The sequence below is a fragment of the Flavobacterium sp. HJJ genome (genome assembly GCF_015351475.1).
In the GTDB taxonomy this organism is placed as follows: Bacteria; Bacteroidota; Bacteroidia; order Flavobacteriales; family Flavobacteriaceae; genus Flavobacterium; species Flavobacterium marginilacus.
In genome coordinates this window covers 24,651-45,130 of sequence record NZ_JADKPR010000025.1, presented here as the reverse complement: position 1 = coordinate 45,130, position 20,480 = coordinate 24,651, and the positions used below count along the sequence as shown (strand labels likewise).

The 20,480-nt window shown below is 33.8% G+C and carries 22 protein-coding genes; 12 read left to right on the top strand and 10 right to left on the bottom strand.

The features are described from left to right. Window positions 1–101 precede the first annotated feature (101 nt). The 6 genes from IRZ80_RS17130 (at window position 102) to IRZ80_RS17105 (ending at window position 5,048) form a co-directional block, all read left to right on the top strand. Window positions 102–857, top strand: a complete 756-nt coding sequence (locus IRZ80_RS17130; RefSeq protein WP_194642906.1) for an intradiol ring-cleavage dioxygenase — start codon at window positions 102–104, stop codon at window positions 855–857. Window positions 858–871: 14 nt separating this feature from the next. Next, a complete protein-coding gene (locus IRZ80_RS17125; protein ID WP_194642904.1) occupies window positions 872–1,570 on the top strand; it encodes a pirin in 699 nt (232 codons plus the stop codon). Window positions 1,571–1,576: 6 nt separating this feature from the next. After that, entirely contained in the window at window positions 1,577–2,089 is a 513-nt protein-coding gene (locus tag IRZ80_RS17120; RefSeq protein WP_194642902.1) for a hypothetical protein, read from the top strand. Between the two features lie 341 nt (window positions 2,090–2,430). Then, window positions 2,431–2,805 (top strand): hypothetical protein, encoded by a 375-nt coding sequence (locus IRZ80_RS17115; protein ID WP_194642900.1) that lies wholly within the window; start codon window positions 2,431–2,433, stop codon window positions 2,803–2,805. Between the two features lie 451 nt (window positions 2,806–3,256). After that, on the top strand, window positions 3,257–3,724 hold the full coding sequence (locus IRZ80_RS17110; RefSeq protein ID WP_194642898.1) for a GNAT family N-acetyltransferase: 468 nt from the start codon (window positions 3,257–3,259) through the stop codon (window positions 3,722–3,724). A gap of 64 nt (window positions 3,725–3,788) precedes the next feature. Continuing rightward, window positions 3,789–5,048, top strand: a complete 1,260-nt coding sequence (locus IRZ80_RS17105) for an MFS transporter (protein WP_194642896.1) — start codon at window positions 3,789–3,791, stop codon at window positions 5,046–5,048. A 63-nt stretch (window positions 5,049–5,111) separates the two neighbouring features. Here the strand turns inward: IRZ80_RS17105 and IRZ80_RS17100 are convergent, their stop codons facing one another. Together IRZ80_RS17100 and IRZ80_RS17095 are read right to left on the bottom strand one after the other, a co-directional pair. Then, window positions 5,112–5,855 carry a hypothetical protein gene (locus tag IRZ80_RS17100; RefSeq protein ID WP_194642894.1) on the bottom strand — a complete coding sequence of 248 codons (744 nt, stop codon included), beginning with the start codon at window positions 5,853–5,855 and terminating at the stop codon, window positions 5,112–5,114. 60 nt (window positions 5,856–5,915) lie between these two features. Further along, window positions 5,916–7,517 (bottom strand): fumarate hydratase, encoded by a 1,602-nt coding sequence (locus IRZ80_RS17095; protein WP_194642892.1) that lies wholly within the window; start codon window positions 7,515–7,517, stop codon window positions 5,916–5,918. A gap of 451 nt (window positions 7,518–7,968) precedes the next feature. Between IRZ80_RS17095 and IRZ80_RS17090 the strand changes: the two genes are divergently transcribed. Beyond that, window positions 7,969–8,532 carry a DUF4256 domain-containing protein gene (locus IRZ80_RS17090; RefSeq protein ID WP_194642890.1) on the top strand — a complete coding sequence of 188 codons (564 nt, stop codon included), beginning with the start codon at window positions 7,969–7,971 and terminating at the stop codon, window positions 8,530–8,532. Here IRZ80_RS17090 and IRZ80_RS17085 read toward each other — a convergent pair. Together IRZ80_RS17085 and rnpA are read right to left on the bottom strand one after the other, a co-directional pair. After that, window positions 8,529–10,169, bottom strand: coding sequence for a S41 family peptidase (locus tag IRZ80_RS17085; RefSeq protein ID WP_194642888.1), 1,641 nt, complete (start codon window positions 10,167–10,169; stop codon window positions 8,529–8,531). The genes IRZ80_RS17090 and IRZ80_RS17085 overlap by 4 nt on opposite strands. Window positions 10,170–10,394: 225 nt before the next feature. Then, window positions 10,395–10,796: a ribonuclease P protein component gene (gene rnpA / locus IRZ80_RS17080; RefSeq protein WP_194642886.1), complete on the bottom strand. Its 402-nt coding sequence runs from the start codon at window positions 10,794–10,796 to the stop codon at window positions 10,395–10,397. A gap of 264 nt (window positions 10,797–11,060) precedes the next feature. On the opposite strand from rnpA, the gene IRZ80_RS17075 reads away from it, so the two are divergent. From IRZ80_RS17075 to IRZ80_RS17055, 5 genes are all read left to right on the top strand, one after another. After that, on the top strand, window positions 11,061–11,642 hold the full coding sequence (locus IRZ80_RS17075; protein WP_317174788.1) for a lysophospholipid acyltransferase family protein: 582 nt from the start codon (window positions 11,061–11,063) through the stop codon (window positions 11,640–11,642). A gap of 142 nt (window positions 11,643–11,784) precedes the next feature. Continuing rightward, the gene (locus IRZ80_RS17070) at window positions 11,785–12,519 is read left to right on the top strand and encodes a lysophospholipid acyltransferase family protein (protein WP_194642884.1); all 735 of its coding nucleotides are present in this window, start codon (window positions 11,785–11,787) and stop codon (window positions 12,517–12,519) included. A 12-nt stretch (window positions 12,520–12,531) separates the two neighbouring features. Continuing rightward, a complete protein-coding gene (locus IRZ80_RS17065) occupies window positions 12,532–13,518 on the top strand; it encodes an acyl-ACP desaturase (RefSeq protein WP_194642882.1) in 987 nt (328 codons plus the stop codon). A gap of 95 nt (window positions 13,519–13,613) precedes the next feature. Then, a complete protein-coding gene (locus IRZ80_RS17060; RefSeq protein WP_194642880.1) occupies window positions 13,614–14,267 on the top strand; it encodes an HD domain-containing protein in 654 nt (217 codons plus the stop codon). Between the two features lie 32 nt (window positions 14,268–14,299). Next, on the top strand, window positions 14,300–14,755 hold the full coding sequence (locus IRZ80_RS17055; protein ID WP_194642878.1) for a hypothetical protein: 456 nt from the start codon (window positions 14,300–14,302) through the stop codon (window positions 14,753–14,755). 77 nt (window positions 14,756–14,832) lie between these two features. Here IRZ80_RS17055 and IRZ80_RS17050 read toward each other — a convergent pair whose 3' ends face one another. From IRZ80_RS17050 to IRZ80_RS17025, 6 genes are all read right to left on the bottom strand, one after another. Then, window positions 14,833–15,231 carry a hypothetical protein gene (locus IRZ80_RS17050; RefSeq protein WP_194642876.1) on the bottom strand — a complete coding sequence of 133 codons (399 nt, stop codon included), beginning with the start codon at window positions 15,229–15,231 and terminating at the stop codon, window positions 14,833–14,835. 217 nt (window positions 15,232–15,448) lie between these two features. Next, entirely contained in the window at window positions 15,449–16,231 is a 783-nt protein-coding gene (locus IRZ80_RS17045; RefSeq protein WP_194642873.1) for an enoyl-CoA hydratase/isomerase family protein, read from the bottom strand. Window positions 16,232–16,241: 10 nt separating this feature from the next. Continuing rightward, the gene (locus IRZ80_RS17040) at window positions 16,242–17,657 is read right to left on the bottom strand and encodes a sensor histidine kinase (protein WP_194642954.1); all 1,416 of its coding nucleotides are present in this window, start codon (window positions 17,655–17,657) and stop codon (window positions 16,242–16,244) included. A gap of 56 nt (window positions 17,658–17,713) precedes the next feature. Then, window positions 17,714–18,268, bottom strand: a complete 555-nt coding sequence (locus IRZ80_RS17035; RefSeq protein ID WP_194642871.1) for a CopD family protein — start codon at window positions 18,266–18,268, stop codon at window positions 17,714–17,716. 34 nt (window positions 18,269–18,302) lie between these two features. Then, window positions 18,303–19,316 carry a ferrochelatase gene (hemH, locus tag IRZ80_RS17030; RefSeq protein WP_194642869.1) on the bottom strand — a complete coding sequence of 338 codons (1,014 nt, stop codon included), beginning with the start codon at window positions 19,314–19,316 and terminating at the stop codon, window positions 18,303–18,305. A gap of 101 nt (window positions 19,317–19,417) precedes the next feature. Then, window positions 19,418–20,290: an AraC family transcriptional regulator gene (locus tag IRZ80_RS17025; protein ID WP_194642867.1), complete on the bottom strand. Its 873-nt coding sequence runs from the start codon at window positions 20,288–20,290 to the stop codon at window positions 19,418–19,420. Between the last annotated feature and the right edge of the window lie 190 nt (window positions 20,291–20,480).

Here is a 20,480-nt window from a genome sequence, read left to right as displayed (position 1 = left end):
TATCTTATTTACCTCTTAAAATCATGACATTACCTCATAAATTTTAGTGCATTTAAGTGTTTAAATACTTTTACAGCAGTAACCTTAAAATTGTATTTAGTATGGAAAGAAAAGATTTTTTAAGAGGATTAGGTTTAGCAGGATTGGGGTCTTTGGGCATTGTTCCAATAATTAACGCATGCAGTAAAGATGATGATGCGGTTTCTGCTTCATCCGATACAACTCAGGCAACAGATACAGGAGGAAGTTCTTCTACTGGAAGCTGTTCTGTTACCGCATCAGAAACAGCAGGTCCGTTTCCAACCAAATCACCTTCTTCATTAGTCACAGCAAATATTGTTAGTGATAGAACAGGAGTTGGATTCACCATCAATATCACTATCAAAAACACCAATGCCAGCTGTGCAGCATTGGCTGGAGCAATTGTCGATATTTGGCATTGCGACAAAGACGGTTATTATTCTGAATATGGAGGAACTACAATGCAGTCTGCCGACTTTACAAGTGTTCATTTCTTAAGAGGCAGACAAACAACCAATGCTAATGGGCTAGTAAGTTTCAAATCTATTTTTCCAGGCTGGTACACCAGTAGGGCTACTCACATTCACGTACATATTTACAACGCTTCGGGAACTTCGTTACTGGTTACTCAAATTGCTTTTCCAGAAGGCTCAGGAAGTGCTGTGGCATTGGTCAACGCATCTACCGCCAATGGATATACAAAAGGATTATCGGGTTATACCTATAATGCTTCAGACAATGTGTTTTCTGACAGTGTTGCCAACGAAATGTCGACAATTACAGGAAGTGTTGCCGATGGTTTTGTGTTGACGCATACGATAAACGTTGCCGGTTAATCACTTATAGAAAAATGATCAAGCAAACTCCAGCCCAAATTTTTAAATCCGATTTACGAGGTATTTCTAAATCGGATGCTTTTCAAAGGCTGTCGGTTTTCAATTTTGAGACGTATCATGATTGGTCCAGAAAACCGTTTGGTACTTTGAAAGTTTTAAATGAAGTGCTATTAGAACCTTCGAAAAAAACATTCACATTCATTGATATTGATACAGAGGTAATTCTTCTGCCTTTGTTTGGCGGCATTGATTATAAAGACAACACGGGTAATGAGGATTTTATCAGAATTGAACAAATAAAGCACATTTCGGCACAAAAAGGAATGTCCTTTGAGGTTTCTAATCCCTATGCATCAGAAACTGTGAGTTATTTGGAAATTTGGTTTTCGGCTAAATCAGCTGGTTTTTGTTTAAATGCCGATAGAATTGATTTTGATTTTTCAGAAAGGAATAAAATGAATCTCCTTTTTGAGTTTGCAGACACTATGGGTTTCATCGGTATTTATGATGGAAGAAAAGAAGGATTTTATACGTTGAAAAATAATTTGAACGGCCTATTTGTTTTTGTAATCAGTGGTGCATTTGAAGTTGAAAACAGATTACTGCAGGCAAAAGATGGTTTGAGTCTTAAAAAAATAGAAACTGTTGAATGGGAAGCTCTCTCAGAGAATGCAGTTTTGTTATTGTTTGAAGTGCCAATAGAAAATTTATAAACCATTATGGATAAAGCTAAAATACGATTGGCTTACCGGATTGAGATTGACAGCAGTTCGGTATTTCTTTGGGATAAATATGTATGGGAAGATACGTTCAAAGAATATTTGATGCAAAACCAGCAATTTAACTCGAAAGAAAATCCCAAAAACACTTTTAGAGAATTATTGTCGGAAAATGAAAAAGCAGTACAGCTGCATTATTTGGTTGGCATTGCTGCAGAGGGTTATGTTAAACAGTTAAAAGGTAATCTTCACCGCATCACTGATGTGTTAGGAAATAACTATTTACCTTTTGTGAATTATCAGTTGGATATTATCAATACAGACATTACTGATCCGTCAAAACACAAAATCGGTATTACTTTCTATTCCCCTTTTTTAACATTAATAGGTATTGTTGAAGGCAATTATTTGGTTTCAAAAAATTGTGAGTCCGTCAATGGACTGGAAACTTTGATGTTTCCTGTTCAGCCACATTTGTCGATTTGTTATTATGAAAAAAATAATCCTTTATAAATTAATTAGTTTTAAATTGTTTGAATAGCATTATTTAAACAATTTAAAATAATCCTTTTTTATTTTTTTAGAAATATTTTGATACATAACATTAAATAATTAATTGATATTTTAAGAAAAAAAAATGAACTATGTTCTTAATCCTTATGGGTTTATATTGTTTTTAATATCTAAAAATATAATTTTAATCTCTTTTTGTTATTAATAAATCAACTAATTCCCAAAATAAGCATTTATTCCTTATTTAACATTTGTTTAATATTTATATTTTATTGTATATACAACTATTGCAAATATTATACTTTATTTTTGCATATAACAATTTTAAAAAAAATACCACCATGTCAGATTTTTTAAAACAATTTGGAGAAGAAGTAAAAAAAAATATTCCTGGATACATAGCAGTAGCAGTATCTGAAATTAAAAGCGGTATCTCTTATTACAGCGATACTTCAGTACCAAGTTTTGATCCAGAATTAGCTTCAGCATTTAATCTTGAAGTTGTAAAAGCGAAACTAAACGCAATTAGTGCTTTAGGATTAAACGAATCTATCGATGATATCATGATTACGCTAACGAATCAAATACACATCATTGATATTTCAGCAAACAACGAATATTTTATTTATCTAGCAGTTGATTCATCTAAAGCAAATTTAGGTATGACCAAAGCGCTATTGAATAAATACAAAAAAGAAATTGCAGAAAAATTGTAAAAGCTGTTTTTATAAAATTATCTTCAAAAGTTTTACCACCTAAAATCAAAAAAAATACTACTAAATAAATATTTTTTTGATAATTATTAGAAAAACTTATAGCGAGTTGTTAATTGTAACAGCTCGCTATTTTTTGATTTTTATATTCAACTTATTTCTCTCATTTAGTTATGTCTTTTTAACTATTTGAACCCAAACACTAATATAAAACAGCTGGTTAAATTTATCCTCACCTCAGTCTTCTCTATAGTCGAAAGACTACAGATTTTATTATTATATATTTTCGTTTGGTATGAGATAATTTTTCATACAGCATTCCTAATAAATATGCTGTTTAGGAATAAATTTCATTACATGAATATAATACTCGATTTTTTGGAAAATTTTTTTGAATAAAGAAAACCATTAATCTATTTAATACGTATATAATTTTAACGCAACACAGTTCTTAATGGATATTGGAGAAATAGAAGAAATTAAATCTAGCGATTTTCATACAGTAGTTGATATAATTTATGAATCTAAATTAATTGATGAACAATTGCTTGATTTAGAAAACGCAATAGTATCTATAAAACACAAGTTAGATAGAAATAAAGCTAAGATTTTTGTAAAAAAACAAAATGGAATTCCTATCGCATTCCTGGTTTTGCATTATAAAGTAAATGTATTATCTGCAATAAAATACAATTGGCATATATCGTATTTATATGTTAAACCTGAATTTAGAAGAAAACATATAGCAAAAGAAATTATGATGAAATGTATTGACTATGCTAGACGGACTAAAGTAGATCATATCTCTTTAAATACGGATATCGAAAATTATCCTGCACATCAACTATATGAAAGTTTCGGCTTTAATCGCATGAATTTTATTTCAAATTATTATTATTATGAGATAAAAATGAATCCATAATCTTCAATTTTAGATACAATTTATTAGATACAGTTAAAAAAATATTTTCCCAAATTATTACGCAATGATAAAAAAATTACTTTCCAATTATTTGCAGCATTTTAGAGATTTTTCTTTAGAAGTTAAGATTTTAGCAATAGCAACTTTTATTAATAGATGTGGTGCAATGGTTGTACCGTTTTTGTCTAAATACATGTTAGAAGAACTCCATTTTACCTATAGCCAAATTGGCTGGGTGATGGTTTTTTTTGGAGTTGGATCTTTTATAGGAACTTGGATCAGCGGAAAATTGTCTGATAAAATAGGTTTTTATAAGGTGATGATTTTTAGTTTATTTACTACTGGAATTCTCTTTATCCTTTTGCAGTTTTTAACTACTTTTTATAGTTTTTGCTTCGGAGTTTTACTTTTAACGACTGTATCAGACATGTATAGACCCGCCATGTTAGTTTCATTAGACACTTATGCTACTAAAGAGAATAGAACAAGAGCATTATCTTTAGTGCGTTCTGCGGTTAATCTAGGTTTTATGTTTGGCCCTGTTATTGGCGGAATAATAATCACTGTTTTAGATTATAATTTTCTTTTTTATATAGATGGTTTAACCTGTATGCTAAGCATTTTAATATTTTACATCTATATTAAAGAAAAGAAATTACCTTATAAATTAAAAGTTTTTAAACATCTAAAAGATACTAGTTCCGTTTTTGATGATAAACCATTTTTAATTCATCTTTTAGTAACACTGATAACAGGCATTTTGTTTTTTCAAATATTTACCACCTTATCTCTATACTATAAAGAAGTTTTTAATTTTTCAAGTTTCCAAGGAGCTTTGTTTTTGGCATTGAATGGTGTTTTAATTTTACTTTTTGAGCTGCCAATTGTAAAATATGTTGAAACAAATAATATCAACAAACTAATGGTCGTTAGTTATGGTGTTTTAGCAATGTCTTTAGCGTATTTGTTTCTGTTGATTGAAGGAAATGTTTTCACACTAATTCTGATGATGCTGTTAATGACAGTAGGTATGATGTTTACTTTTCCGTTTGCAAACTCCTTTGTTAAAAAAAGATCTTTAAAAAAACACGAAGGCAAATTCATGGCAGTATTTACCATGAGTTATAGTATCGCTCAGATAATAAGCACAAAAACAGGAATGGAAATTATTGGAAATTATGGTTATAAAGCAAATTGGATTTTCTTGTCTGCTCTTGGTTTAATTGGTTTTGTTATTGCTTATCGTTTAGTTTATATCGTAAAAAAGGAAAAAGAAATCTTAAAGGGAAAAATTGTACAATCTCTTTTTGCTGATTCTAAATGATTAGGTATAATTTATTAAAACAAAAACCGCCAGAAATTGGCGGTTTTTGAAATATTTTAGATTCTATTTACTACCGAAAACACGACTAAAAAGAGATTTTTTTTCTTTGTTTTCTTTTTCGGCTGTAACTTCACTTTTGGGATCGTCTTTTAACCCTTGCGATTCATCAATAGCTTTTGTTGGTTTACTTAGAGTCTCATTTTTGTCATTTTCTATTGATAATTCAAGTTTTAAAATACCATTAGCTTCTAATAAACCTGTATTATTCTCTTTGGCATAATTTAATGATTCAATAAATGCTTTTGCATTACTTTGTTCAAAAAAATCATCTATATCTTTTTTTACAATCAAATTCCCATTGTAATCATTCAGTAATTCGACAACTTTTTCTAAAGGAATATAAATACCTGATGAAGGTGTATCAGTAGTTAGACTATTTAAAAAGGTAAAATTGCCAGCTTTTTCTAAAATCTCTTCCCAAGGTTTTGTATATTCTTTAAAATACTCTTTTTGCTCTATCAATCTAGAAAATGAAACATTTACAATAAACGATTGCCTAAAATAATTTTGAATTGTAGCTATAAAAAAACCATGCGTGCTATCAAAAACAGCATTAGAATCTGTTTTTACCGCTTGTTTCATCGTTTTGATGTACTTTTTCAAAGACTCATCATTCATTTTTTCAGCACGAGCTGTTTTTATCATTGAATAATTTACATCATCAGAAATTAAAGAAAAATCCATATTGTAATACCAATTATGAATTTCTTTCTCAGATATAGGATGGTAACTAATGACAGTTTTCATGTTTTATTTTAGTCAAATTTAAAATTTTAGACCGTTATTGATTTTTTTAGGTTAAAAATATTACAAATTCGAGAAGAAATCATTCCCTTTATCATCAGTAATAATAAAAGCAGGAAAATCTTTGATCGTGATTTTACGAACCGCTTCCATTCCTAATTCCTCAAAATCAACAACCTCAACCGAAAGGATATTTTCTTTGGCCAAAATCGCTGCAGGCCCTCCGATAGAACCTAAATAGAATCCTCCGTACGTTTTGCAGGCATTCATTACGTCTTTGGTTCTGTTTCCTTTGGCAAGCATCACCATGCTTCCTCCGTTCTTTTGGAACTCTTCTACATACACATCCATACGGCCTGCAGTTGTTGGTCCAAAACTTCCCGAAGCCATTCCTTCCGGAGTTTTTGCAGGACCTGCGTAATAGATTGGGTGGTTTTTAAAGTATTCTGGCATTGGTTTACCGGCATCCAGTAATTCTTTAATTTTGGCGTGAGCAATATCACGGGCAACGATTAAAGTTCCGTTTAATTTCAATCGGGTTTTGATTGGGTACTGTGATAATTTTTTAAGGATATCGGCCATTGGCTGGTTCAAGTCAATTTCTACGGCTTCTTCCAAATGTGGTGGTGTTTCTGGCAATAATCGTTTTGGATTTACTTCCAATTGCTCTACAAAAATACCGTCTTTGGTAATTTTACCTTTAATATTTCTATCCGCCGAACAGGAAACGCCCAATCCAACCGGACAGGAAGCAGCGTGGCGCGGTAAACGGATGACACGTACATCATGCGTAAAGTATTTTCCGCCAAACTGTGCTCCAATCGCACTTTGCTGACAGATTAACTGTACTCTTTTTTCCCATTCTAAATCACGGAAAGCCTGACCGGCCATGTTTCCGGATGTTGGTAAATTATCAAAATAACCTGCAGATGCTTTTTTCACTGCAGCTAAATTCGCTTCGGCAGAAGTTCCTCCAATCACTAAAGCCAAGTGATACGGCGGACAGGCCGAAGTTCCCAAATCCATTATTTTCGCACGAATGAAAGCATCCAGTGATTTTTCGTTTAGTAACGATTTTGTCTGTTGGTACAAATACGTTTTATTAGCCGATCCTCCGCCTTTTGCCAAAAACAAAAATTCATACGAAGCTCCTTTTTTAGCATAAATATCAATCTGTGCCGGAAGATTCGAACCTGAATTTTTTTCTTCAAACATTGAAATTGGCACAATCTGCGAATAACGAAGATTACGCTCCTGATACGTATTAAAAATCCCTCTAGATAGCCATTCTGCATCATCGGCTCCCGTATATACATTTTCGCCTTTTTTGGCCATTACAATCGCTGTTCCGGTGTCCTGGCACGAAGGTAATTCACCGTCGATGGCAACAACTGCATTCTGTAATAAATTATAAGCCACAAAACGGTCGTTGTCTGTCGCTTCCGGATCGTCAAGAATGGCTCTTAATTTTTCCAAATGCGAAGTACGAAGCATAAATGAAACGTCTTTCAGTGCTTCCTCAGCTAAAAGTTCCAATCCTTTTGGGTCCACAGTTAGTATTTCTCTGTCCCCAAGCTGTTCTGTTTTTACAAAATCAGAAGTGATTTTACGGTATTGGGTATCGTCTTTTAAAATAGGATAAGGATCCTGGTATATAAAGTCCATAGTTTGTTTGTTTTTTTAAGAACGCCAAATATAAGAATTGTTCAAGGATTCTTAACTGATTTATATCACGTTCGGTAAAGAAATTATTAAAAAAATAAGAGTGATTGTCTGTTTTTAGAAGCAGAAGATTTTGCATTTCCTAGCAAGTTCAGTCCCGCTCTTCGTTGCAATCTCTTGTACTGAACCCCAGTACAAGAGGATTTCCATTTCGATCGGGGCTAAAGATGAAAATTTAACTTTTCATAATGATTTACATTAGGTAACGGTATTTGGTTTTAAATCCGTGATAATCCGTTTTATCAGTGCCATCCGTGGCTAATTAAATCGTTCGCTAGATAAACTTTTTTTGTAATTTTACTGAAAAGCTATTTCATTAAAATTAGTAAACGCTTGCATAATAGCTAAATAGCGATAATGAAAAATACGAACCTAAATAAATAATCTAAAAAGAATGGGAACTAAAAAAGAGCTGTTACAAGAAAAAAGTACCGAATTGCTTCAAATATTAAAAACCCGTTTTGAAAAACATTCAGACCGACACAAAGGTCTTGAATGGGAAAACATACAAGCAATATTAGAAGCCGATCCTGAAAAATTATGGTCTCTTAATGAAATGGAAGCAACAGGCGGAGAGCCAGACGTAGTGGGTTATGACAGTAAAACCGGCGAATATATTTTTGTCGATTGTTCTGTAGAAAGTCCTTCCGGCCGAAGAAGCTACTGCTATGACCGTGAAGCGCTTGACAAAAGAAAAGAAAACAAACCTAAAGACACCGCTATCGACGCAGCATCAGCAATGGGCATTGAACTCTTGTCCGAAGATCAATATCGTGACTTGCAAAAACTGGGAAAGTTTGACAATAAAACCTCCAGCTGGATTGTAACACCAGCTGATATCAGAAAACTTGGCGGAGCCCTTTTCTGCGATTTTAGATATGGAACGGTATTCGTATATCACAATGGTGCCGATTCCTATTATGCCGCAAGAGGATTTAGAGGTTCGCTAAGAGTTTAAATTTTCAAAATCGAATTATACTCAGCGGTGGTATTCAAAATAGTAACAGCTTTTTTAATTTCAGGATTGTTTTTGATGTAATAATCATAAAGTCCTTCCTGATATTGATAGCGTTTGATGATTTCGTCCAGCAGCAATCCTTTGATTTCCTTTTGATTTTTATCCAATAAAGCATTCTCCGATTTTTGAAGCGCAGTAAGAAGCTGCTGGTATTCTATCGTAATAGCTTCATCCAGTTTTTCTTTTTTGGCGGCAGCCAAAGTGTTTTTCAAAGCGATTTCGGTTTCAGTATCAAAATTGAATTTTTGTGCTTTTAAATATTGTTTGAAATCGGCATAATCAGCATCAGTGATTACTGGGATTTTAGTTCCTAGATTTGGATTTTTGTAATAATATTTGGTTGCATAATCAAAAATACCGTCATTTTTTAATAAGGCATTGGCAATCGGGCTTGTTTTGGTTTCTTCCATTTCGATGTCCGGCAAAATGCCGCCGCCATCATAAACCGTTCTTCCTTTTCGGGTTTTAAAAGCGTTATAATTTTTGGAATCCGTTCGGGTAGCAACACCATTTTTGTCTTTATGAGCATAATCCAAAGCTTGAATACATCTGCCGGAAGGGGTGTAATAGCGGGAAATTGTAACTTTGAGCTGCGTTCCATACGTTAACTCAACCGGTCGTTGCACCAGTCCTTTTCCAAAACTGCGGCTTCCCAAAACTACAGCTCGATCTAAATCCTGTAGCGCTCCCGAAACAATTTCAGAAGCAGAGGCGCTTCGGCCGTTTACTAAAATCACTAAAGGAATTGTCGTATCCACAGGTTCCTGTGAGGTTTTATAAGTGTTGTTGTGTTTTTCAATTTTAGATTTGGTAGTAACTATTATTTCATTTCTAGGTACAAAAAGATTACAGATGTTTACTGCTTCGTTCAGTAATCCTCCAGGATTTCCTCTTAAATCCAAAACGATTCTTTCGGCTCCTTGTCTTTTTAATTGTTCTAGTGCGTCTCTAGTTTCATTTGAAGCTTTTCTGTTGAAGTGAGCCAATACGATGTAACCTGTTTTGTCATCAATTTTGGCAAAATAGGGAACCGATTTGATTTCGACTTCATCCAATACAATTACAGCCGAATAGGGTTTTCCCTGACGGATGTATTTAACGTCAATTTTTGTGTTTTTCGATCCTTTAAAAAGCTGTGAAGCATCGTCTTTAAAATCGGCCAAAGGCGTATCGCCAATCTGAATGATTTCGTCACCAGCTTTGAGTCCTGCTTTGTCGGCTGGGAAATTTTTATACGGTTCTTTTAGAATCAGTTTATCATTTTCGCGAGTGATTAATGCACCAATTCCGGTATATTCACCGGTATTATTGATTTTAAATTTAAGCACTTCCTGCTCATTAAAATATACGGTATAAGGATCAAGAGAACTCAGCATCCCTTTAACGGCGTTGTTCATCAGCTCGGCGGGAGTTGTTTCGTCGACATAATTTTTGTTCAATTCTTTGAACAGCGTCGTGAAAATTTCCAATTGTTTGGCAATCTCAAAATAGTCGTCTTTGAAACTTACCCCCACAAACAAAAATGCGGATGCAATAACTGGAATAATGAATTTTTTTTGGAAAAATTTCGTTTTCATGTTCAATGGGATTGATTTTATTGCACTAAAATAATAATTAAATAGAACAATGGTCTTATTTTATTGACCTCAAATGTAATTTTGTTTTTTGCTTCAAATGAATAAACAAAAAAAATTACCGCAAATTCGCAAATTTTTAAAAGATACGATTTGAAATAATTTGCGAATTTGCGGTTAAAATACGTTAGCCAAACAATGTAGATTTTAATTTGATAACTAATGTTATTATTGGTTTTTTTCTGAATTTAAATCTGTCTGCTTGATCTCCAGTGCAAATTTTTCAAACAATTGGACTGTTTTTGTATTGATTTCTTCAAAAGTCAAACGGTCCTTGCATTGGTAAAAAAGCATAAAAGAATACGGCTGATCCAGATTGTCCAAAAGTAAATGTTTGTTGAGTCTGTAAGTTTCCCGCAGTACTCTTTTGAAATAATTACGGTCTACTGCTTTTTTGAAATATTTTTTAGAAACCGAAACACCTATTTTTATTTTTTCGCCTTCGCCAAAAGTTCCTGTATTATAAACCAACCGCAACGGATATTTAGCCACCGATTTTCCTTCGGTAAATAACAGCCCGATGGTGATTTTGCTTTTTAGTTTTTCGTTTTTTGGATAAGTGAAGTTCATTCTATTTTGAAAAAAGGCAAATGTTTGGCATCAAAGGTACAATTAAACACTAGATGACATAATTGTTCCGGTTTAAAATTGAGTAATTAGGAAGGGATTTATTATTTTTGAGTATAATTTTATTGTAATGAAGAATGTTTTATTATACCTCATAACATCAATATATTATTCGGTTTATTTTGTAGTGATGTGTGTTATGCAGCCTATAGAATGGCTTGCTTTTAAAATTTTTGGGAATCTTGGACTGCTGACAGTCTTTAATTTATAGCGTTTATCAGTTTAAAATGCAATCATATTTTAGGAACCCGTTTTTCTTTTGAGAACATAGATTATATTTCAAAAAATTTTGCAGTTATTTTTGTAGCCAATCATCAGAGTCTGTTAGACATCGCTGGAATTATCTGGTATCTGCGAAAGTATAATTGTCTTTTTGTTACCAAAAAAGAACTGGCAAAAGGGATTCCGAGTGTTTCTTATTTTCTGCGCAATGCAAAATATGTACTTATTGACAGAAGCAATCCAAAGCAGGCTATTCCGCAGATAAAATCATTGGCGGAATATATTGAAAAAGAAAATTATTCAGCAGTCATTTTTCCCGAAGGAACCCGAAGCAAAGACGGAAAACCAAAAGAATTTGCCGAGAGCGGACTTAAAATTTTATGCAAATACGCTCCTTCAGCTTACATTGTTCCAATAACTATTAATGATTCCTGGAAAGTATATCGATACGGTTATTTTCCGTTGAGTTTTGGAAATCATATTAAATTTACGGTTCATAAACCGCTAAAAGTGGGTGATTTTTCATTTGATGAAATAAAGAAAAAGACTGAAGATGCTATTGTTTAGGGTATAAAGATTTAAAAATCTGTTTAGTATCGGCTTTTATTTTTATTTAAGATCGAATTAAAGCCTCAATGAAAATCCAGCTGTTTTGGGAAAAGACTATAAGTAAAGTATAATTTACTACTTTTGCACTAAATTTAATAGTATGCAGAAGTTAATTTCGTATCCCTTATCTTTTATTGTTTTAATATTGGTATTGCTGACTTTGGTGGTATTTCACCCAATTCAATGGATTTGTCTGAACATATTTGGTTATCAGGCGCATAAAAAAAGTGTCGATTATCTCAATTTTGTACTGCTGAAAATTGTTATACTTCTAGGAACAACTTTTACTTTTGAAAACAGGGAAAGCATCCCGAAAGGAGTGCCTATTATTTTTGTAGCCAATCATCAGAGTTTGTACGACATTATTATGTCGATTTGGTATCTGAGAAGATTTCATCCAAAATTTGTAAGTAAAAAAGAATTGGCAAAAGGAATTCCAAGTGTTTCCTATAATCTGAGACACGGCGGATCAGTAGTTATAGACAGGAAAAACCCAAAACAAGCGATACCAGAGATCAAAAAAATAGCTGAGTATATAGAAAAGCATACTCGCTCAGCAGTCATTTTCCCAGAAGGAACCCGCAGTAAAGACGGTAAGCCAAAGGAATTTGCAGAAACAGGTTTAAAAATATTATGCAAAAATGCGCCATCGGCATATATAGTTCCCATAAGTATCAATAATTCATGGAAACTCGTAAAATATGGAACTTTCCCCTATGGTTTGGGAAATCATATTACCTTTGTAGTGCACGAAGCATTTGCAGTAAAAGATTTTGAGTTTAAAGAGATCATGGAAAAAACCGAGTCGGCAATTGTAAACGGAATAAAAATTTAATAATTATATATAATGTCTATAAAAAACATTCGTCTGGAAGTAATGCAGTTTCTGGAAAACAAGGTTGACAGTTTTGTGGATCAATACCTAATACCTGTAGAAAAGATTTGGCAGCCTTCTGACTTTTTGCCCAACTCCGAAAGCGATAATTTCCTTGAAGAAGTAAAAGAACTTAGAGAAATTTCCAAAGATCTTCCTTATGATTTTTGGGTCGCTATGGTTGGAGATATGATTACCGAAGAAGCACTGCCAACTTACGAAAACTGGCTGATGGAAGTAGAAGGAGTTGATAATGAAGGCAGAAACGGCTGGTCAAAATGGGTTCGTGAATGGACTGGAGAAGAGAACCGTCACGGTGACTTATTGAATAAATACCTGTATTTGTCAGGCCGTGTGAACATGCGCGAAATCGAAATGACTACTCAGCATTTAATTAACGATGGTTTTGATATTGGAACTGGAAGAGATCCATATAAAAATTTCGTTTACACTAGTTTTCAGGAGTTAGCGACTTATATTTCTCATAACCGTGTGTCGCAATTGGCCAAAAGTTATGGAGATAAGAAATTATCCAAAATGTGCAAGATGATTGCTGGTGACGAAATGCGCCACCACCATGCGTATAGCCATTTTGTTACCGAAATTTTTAAAGTAGATCCAAGCGAAATGATGCTGGCTTTTCAATACATGATGAAGCAAAAAATCGTTATGCCTGCTCACTTCCTGAGAGAATCTGGAGAGAAAATTAGCTCTGCATTTGTACATTTTTCTGACTCAGCACAGCGAATTGGTGTTTACACCGCAAGTGATTATGTTGATATTATGCAGAAATTAATCGAAAAGTGGGAAATCGACAAAATTGGAAGTTTAACTGATGAAGCCGAAAAAGCCCGTGATTACTTAATGAAACTGCCAGCAAGAATGGCTAAAATTTCTGAAAGATTAGTAATCCCGACAGAATCATTTCAATTTAAATGGGTAGAACCCGCAAGATTGTAGATTGCAGATTTTTGATTAACGATTTAAAATTTGAAATTGCTGATTTTTGAGGTTTATACTTTAAAAGTCAGCTTTTTTTATAAATGCGGACAGCTATGAGTAATCCCGATTTAATAAATAAAACGATTCTTTTTGTAAAAGAAAAATTAGAAAATGCCGAAGGAGGTCATGATTGGTTTCATATTCAGCGCGTGTATAAAAATGCGCTGTTAATTGCCAGCGGTGAAACCTGCGATGAAACAGTCGTTAAACTTGGCGCATTGCTCCATGATATTGCCGACAGTAAATTTCATGGCGGTGATGAAACTGTTGGGCCAAAAGCTGCTCGTGAGTTTTTAGAAAAAGAAGGTGCTTCAGAAGATACAATCAAACATATTGTCCAGATTATAGATAACATCTCTTTTAAGGGCGGAAATAACGAAAAGACATTCTCGTCTATCGAGCTGGATATCGTTCAGGATGCGGATCGTTTGGATGCAATTGGAGCCATTGGAATTGCCAGAGCTTTCAACTACGGCGGATTCAAGAACAGAGCGATGTATAATCCTCAAATTTCCCCTAATTTGAGTATGACCAAAGAAGAATACAAAAACAGTCAGGCACCGACAATTAATCATTTCTATGAAAAGCTGTTATTGCTAAAAGACAAAATGAATACCCAGACAGGTAAAGAAATTGCCCAAAAAAGACATGAATATATGCAGGGATTTTTGTCGCAGTTTTACGCAGAATGGGATGGGGAATTGTAGATGTTAGAATGCAGAATTAAAAATGTCTAAAAATGAAAATATCTTTTGATCTTGATGACACATTAATTTCTAAGACCAAATTTCCATTGGAAAAAGATACTTTTTTTCATCAATTTTTTAGTTTTGAAAGAATTCGTTTAGGAACAATTGATTTATTTAAAAAGCTGAAATCTGAAAATCATGAGATTTATATTTACACTACATCTTTCAGAAGTGTGAGTAAAATTCGGCTGATGTTTTTTATTTATGGAATTTCAGTTGATGGCATAATTAACCAGCAGAAGCATATAAAAGTTTTAGGCGAAAAAAGCAAAACCATTTCAAAACTGCCTTCAAAATTTGGAATAGATATTCACGTAGATGACTCAAAAGGAGTTGAAATGGAAGGTGAAAGACATGACTTTAAAACTATAATAATTTCAGATAATGATAAAAATTGGACGAATTTTATTTTAAAAAACATTAGAATGCAAGCTATTAATATCTAATCAGTAAATGGCATTTTTATCAATTTTAGTGTTGACTGCAATCTAAATTCTGCCAACTGAATACTGAACACTACCCTCTAAATTCCCTTCTCTTTCATCTCCAGAATCACATCCGAAGCATTTTTAAAAGTCGGTGCCAGCTCAGTAATTGTTCCTGTTCTTTTTTTATTGAGTTTAAAAGTAATATCATTTTCTGTGGTGAATAATATTGCCGACAAAAATGGATTATTCATAAAGGGAGCCAGTACAAAAAAAGCTTCTTCCAGCGAATGAAAGCTCTCTGTTTCTTCAGTCTTGTATCGGGCAATAATCGAAAGCTTGAACTCGTCATTTTCCAATAAAACAGGACGAACATAAATATTTTTCAAATCGGTATCACCAATGGTTTTGGCCAAAGTTAATTTGGCAAAGGTTTTATCAGCAATGCTTTCTTTTACTTTTTCCCAAAATTCGGCAAATACAGGCTGGAAGGACATATCTATTCGTTTTTATTTTTTATAATGAAAGCACAAAATTAAGTTATGTCTTTATGATTCTCACTTTTTTAAAGCAAATAATCCCAAAAAATTCTTTTAGGATTATTTGAAAAATATAATAATATGATATTACAATATCAAAAAAATATAATAATTTGATATTTGAGGCGACTAACGTAAACTGTGCACTAATTACTAAACACTGCCAGCTTTTTAATTATTTTCCTTTAAAAACGGGCTTTCTTTTCTCTAAAAATGCCTTTGTTCCTTCATTGAAATCTTCAGTTCCGAAACAGCGCCCGAAGTTTTTTATCTCCGTTTCGTATCCGTTTTTGCCTTCAGTAAAATTAGCATTGACAGCTTTTATCGCTCTGCCGATAGCAAAAGGAGAATTATTCATGATTTTTTGCGCTATAGAAGCAGCAAATTCAATTAATTCAGCTTGAGGAACTACGTGATTTACTAACCCATACTGTTTGGCTTCATCGGCAGTAATCATCCCGGCAGTCATTATCATTTCCATCGCACGGCCTTTGCCCACTAACTGCGGTAAACGCTGTGTTCCTCCATAACCGGGAATAACACCAAGTGAAACTTCCGGCAGTCCCATTTTTGCATTGTCCGAAGCTACTCGGATATGACAAGCCATGGCCAGTTCTAATCCGCCTCCCAAGGCAAAACCATTCACCGCAGCAATGACAGGAGTTTTTAAATTTTCTATATAATTAAAAAGCAGTTCTTGTCCCTGAAAAGCCAGCTGAGCTCCTTCTTCTATAGTGAAATGTGCAAATTCTGAAATATCGGCACCGGCAACAAATGCTTTATCTCCGCTTCCGGTGAGTATGATAACTTGAATTTCCTTGTTTTTCCCCAATACTTTAATGGCTTTATGCAAGTCATTTATAGTTGCGATATTCAACGCATTTAATTTGGCCGGTCTATTGATTACAACAGTTGCAATGCTGTTTTCGATTGTGATTGAAAGATTCTCGTAGTTCATTTTTTTGTAGTTAAGAGTTTATGATGGGCAGAATTACCGTAAAAATGGTTCCTCTTCCGTATTTAGTTTCAAATGTTATTGTTCCGCTGTAGTTTTCGATGATGTTTTTTATAATTCCGAGGCCAAGACCCATTCCGCTGTTTTTGGTAGTGAATTTGGGTTCAAAAATATTGTCAATATGTTCTGGATTTATGCCTGTTCCGTTATCTTTTATAACAATGATAACCTGATTATTTTCTTTCTTAATGCTGACCAATATCATTTTGGTCTCCTGATCACAAGGGATGGCCTGAATGGCATTTTTAACCAAATTTGTAATGATTCGAATGAGCTGTGTACGGTCAATTTTTGAAATAATCTCTTTTTCAGCGCATTCAAAAACAATATAATCTTCATGAAAGATATCCAAAGTCAGCTCTACCACTTCGACCACATTCAGCAGTTCGTTTTGCTGGGCAGGCATAGACGCAAAATCTGAAAAGGCAGATGCTACCGAGCTCATCGTATCAATCTGCTGAATTAGCGATTCGGAAAAATCATTTAGTTTTTGTCTGATATTTGGTTCTTCCGGATTGAATTTTCGCTGAAAGCTTTGAATCGTAAGGCGCATAGGGGTTAGCGGATTCTTGATTTCGTGAGCAACTTGTTTCGCCATTTCTCTCCAAGCCAGATCGCGTTCGTTCTGCGCAAGAACTATGGCATTTCTTTCCAGTTCTTCGGTCATTCTGTTGTAGGCGATTAATAGCATGTTGATTTCTTTAATCTTTGCCGAAAACGGAATTTTTTCATTCTTCTGATTCAAGCTAGTTTCTCGTAATTTTTCAGCAAAATCGTAAATCGGCTTGGTGATAAATGATGATAATATGTAAGCCAATCCAAAGGCAATTGCAATCATCAGCGAATAAACCTGCACCAAACGGATTAAAAAGCTGTTTAGTTCTTTTTCATAATAGCCGTCATCTGGAATATTTGGCAGTTTTAAAATTGCAATGGGTTTGAACTTCTTGTTTTTTATCAAACTATACGAAGATCTGTACTTGATTCCATTAACGGTTTTAACTTCAAGAAATCTTTTGTCGATGGAAGAATTAACCAGCCGAAGGATGAATTTTGATACTGTTGGTGAATATTTTTCTACCGAAAATGATTCTTTGGATGATTTAATCAGGTTTCCGTTTAGAGAATAAATCTGTATTTCAGCATTTTGAATATCTGATATTTCGTGGATTTTGTCCTTAAAAATTATCTTGATATTGTCATCAGTCAGCGGGTAGTCTGTTGTTGAAAGCATGTAGTCAATATGCTTTTTTACATACATTTCCATGCCTTCTATTCGCCTTTGATTGTACTTTTTGGCGACATTTTTATACTGAATAATGGAAATGGTTATGAGTAAAAGAGAGGTAGCAATGATTAGTATAACCATCGAAATGAAGATTCTAAAACGTAATGAAATTAACGGAATCTTTGCTTTAAACATGATTATGAATTGTTTTTCTCTCTGATTTTTTTATAAAATTTAAAGCCTAACATAATGGTAATCGAGAATACAAAAATTCCAATTACACCGTAAATCCAGTTTACTGCATTTTTTAATATGACCAAAAATACTACTGCAAATAATATAATCGTCGCTATTTCATTCCACAAACGCATAAAATTGGTGGTGTATTTCACTTCGTTTCTTTGTAATTGACTGAAAATCTGCTGGCATTTTAAATGATATAAATATAGCACAAAAACAAAGCCAAGTTTCACATGCATCCAAGGCATTTGGAGCCAGGCATTTCCCATTGGTGTAAAAAACAGCATCCAAAATGCAAAAACACTAGCCAAAACAGCACTTGGCCAAGTAATAATGTACCACAATCGATAGGTCATTAATTTGTACTGTTTCTGCAGAATTTCTTTTTCCGGCGAAGGTTTATTATTGGCTTCAATTTGGTAAACAAACAATCGGACGATATAAAAAAGACCGGCAAACCAAGTGATTACAAAGATGAGGTGCAGGGATTTTAGGTAGTTATAATATTCCATTTATGTCTTTTTTCTTTACTCTTTGCTCTATTTTCTATTTCGCCCACTCATTAATCCAATTTCCAACCGTCTCACACCATTCGTCATCATCATTCAAACAAGGAATCGCCAAGAAATTTTCACCGCCTTTGGCTTCAAAATCCTCTTTGGCGCGCATTGCAATTTCTTCAAGAGTTTCAAGACAATCCGAAACAAATGCCGGAGTTACAACGGCAAGATTTTTAATTCCTTTTTCGGGCATTTTGTCAATTTCGACATCAGTATAAGGCTCTAGCCATTTATCTCCCGCCAATCTTGACTGAAAAGTCAGGCTGTATTTGTCTTCGGGAAGATTTAGTAATTTAACGACTTGTCTGGTAGTTTCGTAACATTGATGACGGTAACAAAAATCATGTGCAGGCGATGGCGTATTGCAACAAGAGCCATCAATTTTGCAGTGCGATTTGGTCACATCTGTTTTGCGGATGTGACGCTCCGGAATTCCATGATACGAAAACAATAAATGATCGTATTCAAATCCGGATAAATGCTTCTGAATCGAATCGGCTAAGTTTTTTATATAATCAGGTTTGTTGTAAAACGCAGGAACATCGGTAAATTTCATATTTGGAAATTTCTTCTTGCGGATTTCTTCGGCTTTGATCAAAATAGTCAGAGTCGAAGCCATAGCATACTGCGGATATAAAGGAAAAAGCAATACCTCATCAACACCTTTATCGTGTAATTCCTGCAGTCCTTTTTCAATATTCATCGAGCCGTAACGCATTGCTAATGCTACAGGAACATCCACTAAAGGCTGTACTTTTTTATGCATTCTTTCGGAAAGAACTACTAACGGTGAACCTTCGTCCCACCATATTTTCTGATAAGCATGAGCCGATTCTTCCGGACGTTTTCTTAAAATAATCCCACGAACCAATAAAGCACGAAATAAATAAGGAACGTCAATAACATATTTATCCATTAAAAATTCGTCTAAATACGGTTTTACATCTTTTGTCTGCGGACTTTCTGGTGAACCTAAATTTACTAATAATACGCCTTTCATTTTTTTTGTCTATTTTTTGCCAAAAGTATATAAAGGTACTTTTGGGGGATATGATAAATGTTATTTTTTAGTTATGATTTGATGTTCAAAATCGATTGTTTTTACACATTCGAATTAATCGACATCAGGTATTTTTTGGGAGTAGTACCAAATTTTTTCTTGAAGGCCGCAATAAAATGGCTTCCGGTGCTGTAACCAATTTTCAGTCCCACTTCGTTAACATTATAAGAACCGCTGTCCAGCAATTGACGGGCGTAATCCATTTTGTAATCAAAAAGATAGCCATAAACGGTGTCGCCATAGATTTGCTTGAAACCCATTTTGAGTTTTTTTAGCGTTAAGCCAATTTCGTCTGCTAATTCCTGCAGTCCTGGAGGTTCAGCCATATTAGCGATGATGATTTCTTTGGCTTTTTTAATTTTATAGACGTTTTCTTCATCAATCAAAAACGGACATTGTTCTGCATTCGGATCTTCGGAACGATTGAAATACAAGCTTAACAATTCGTAACCTTTGCCTTTGTAATATAAATTCTTGATGGAAGGATTCAGATTATAATGAAACAATTGGCTCAACACAATTGCCATAGAAGGACTGATATCTCCCTCTTTATAATATTTTTTATCTTTGTTTTCTTCGCTCAAAAAAGGAATATGTCCGGCATCATTCGAAAATAACCTGTGGAATTTTTGAATCGAAATTAAAATGGAGATTACCCAAGTATTAGGTGCTAATTCCAGATTAAGCGGTAATTCTTTTTGCGGATTGTAGAACAGATAAGACTTCTCTTCGTTCAAATCCAACACGTAGCTCCCTTGATTAAAGTTGAATTTGGCCTTTCCCTTTAATCCAAAATGAAATTGAATCAGCCCACTGCTGACCTCATGCTGTGCATGAAAGGAAACATCAGAATCATTTTGAAAACGAAGTAGGGTAAAATCCTCTTCAATTGTTATAATATCTTGTGAACTCATAACGATATTTTTTATGTAAAAAAATGACTTTTTTCGAAAACTTTTATTTAGAATGACTCTAAATAAAATTCAATATAACCCTTGATAACACTGCAAAAATAGCAGTTTTTCTTAAAAAACAACGAATTAAATTCAAAAAAGCATACAGCGACACAAAAAGAACTTTTAGCGTTATTTTTATAAAAACGAT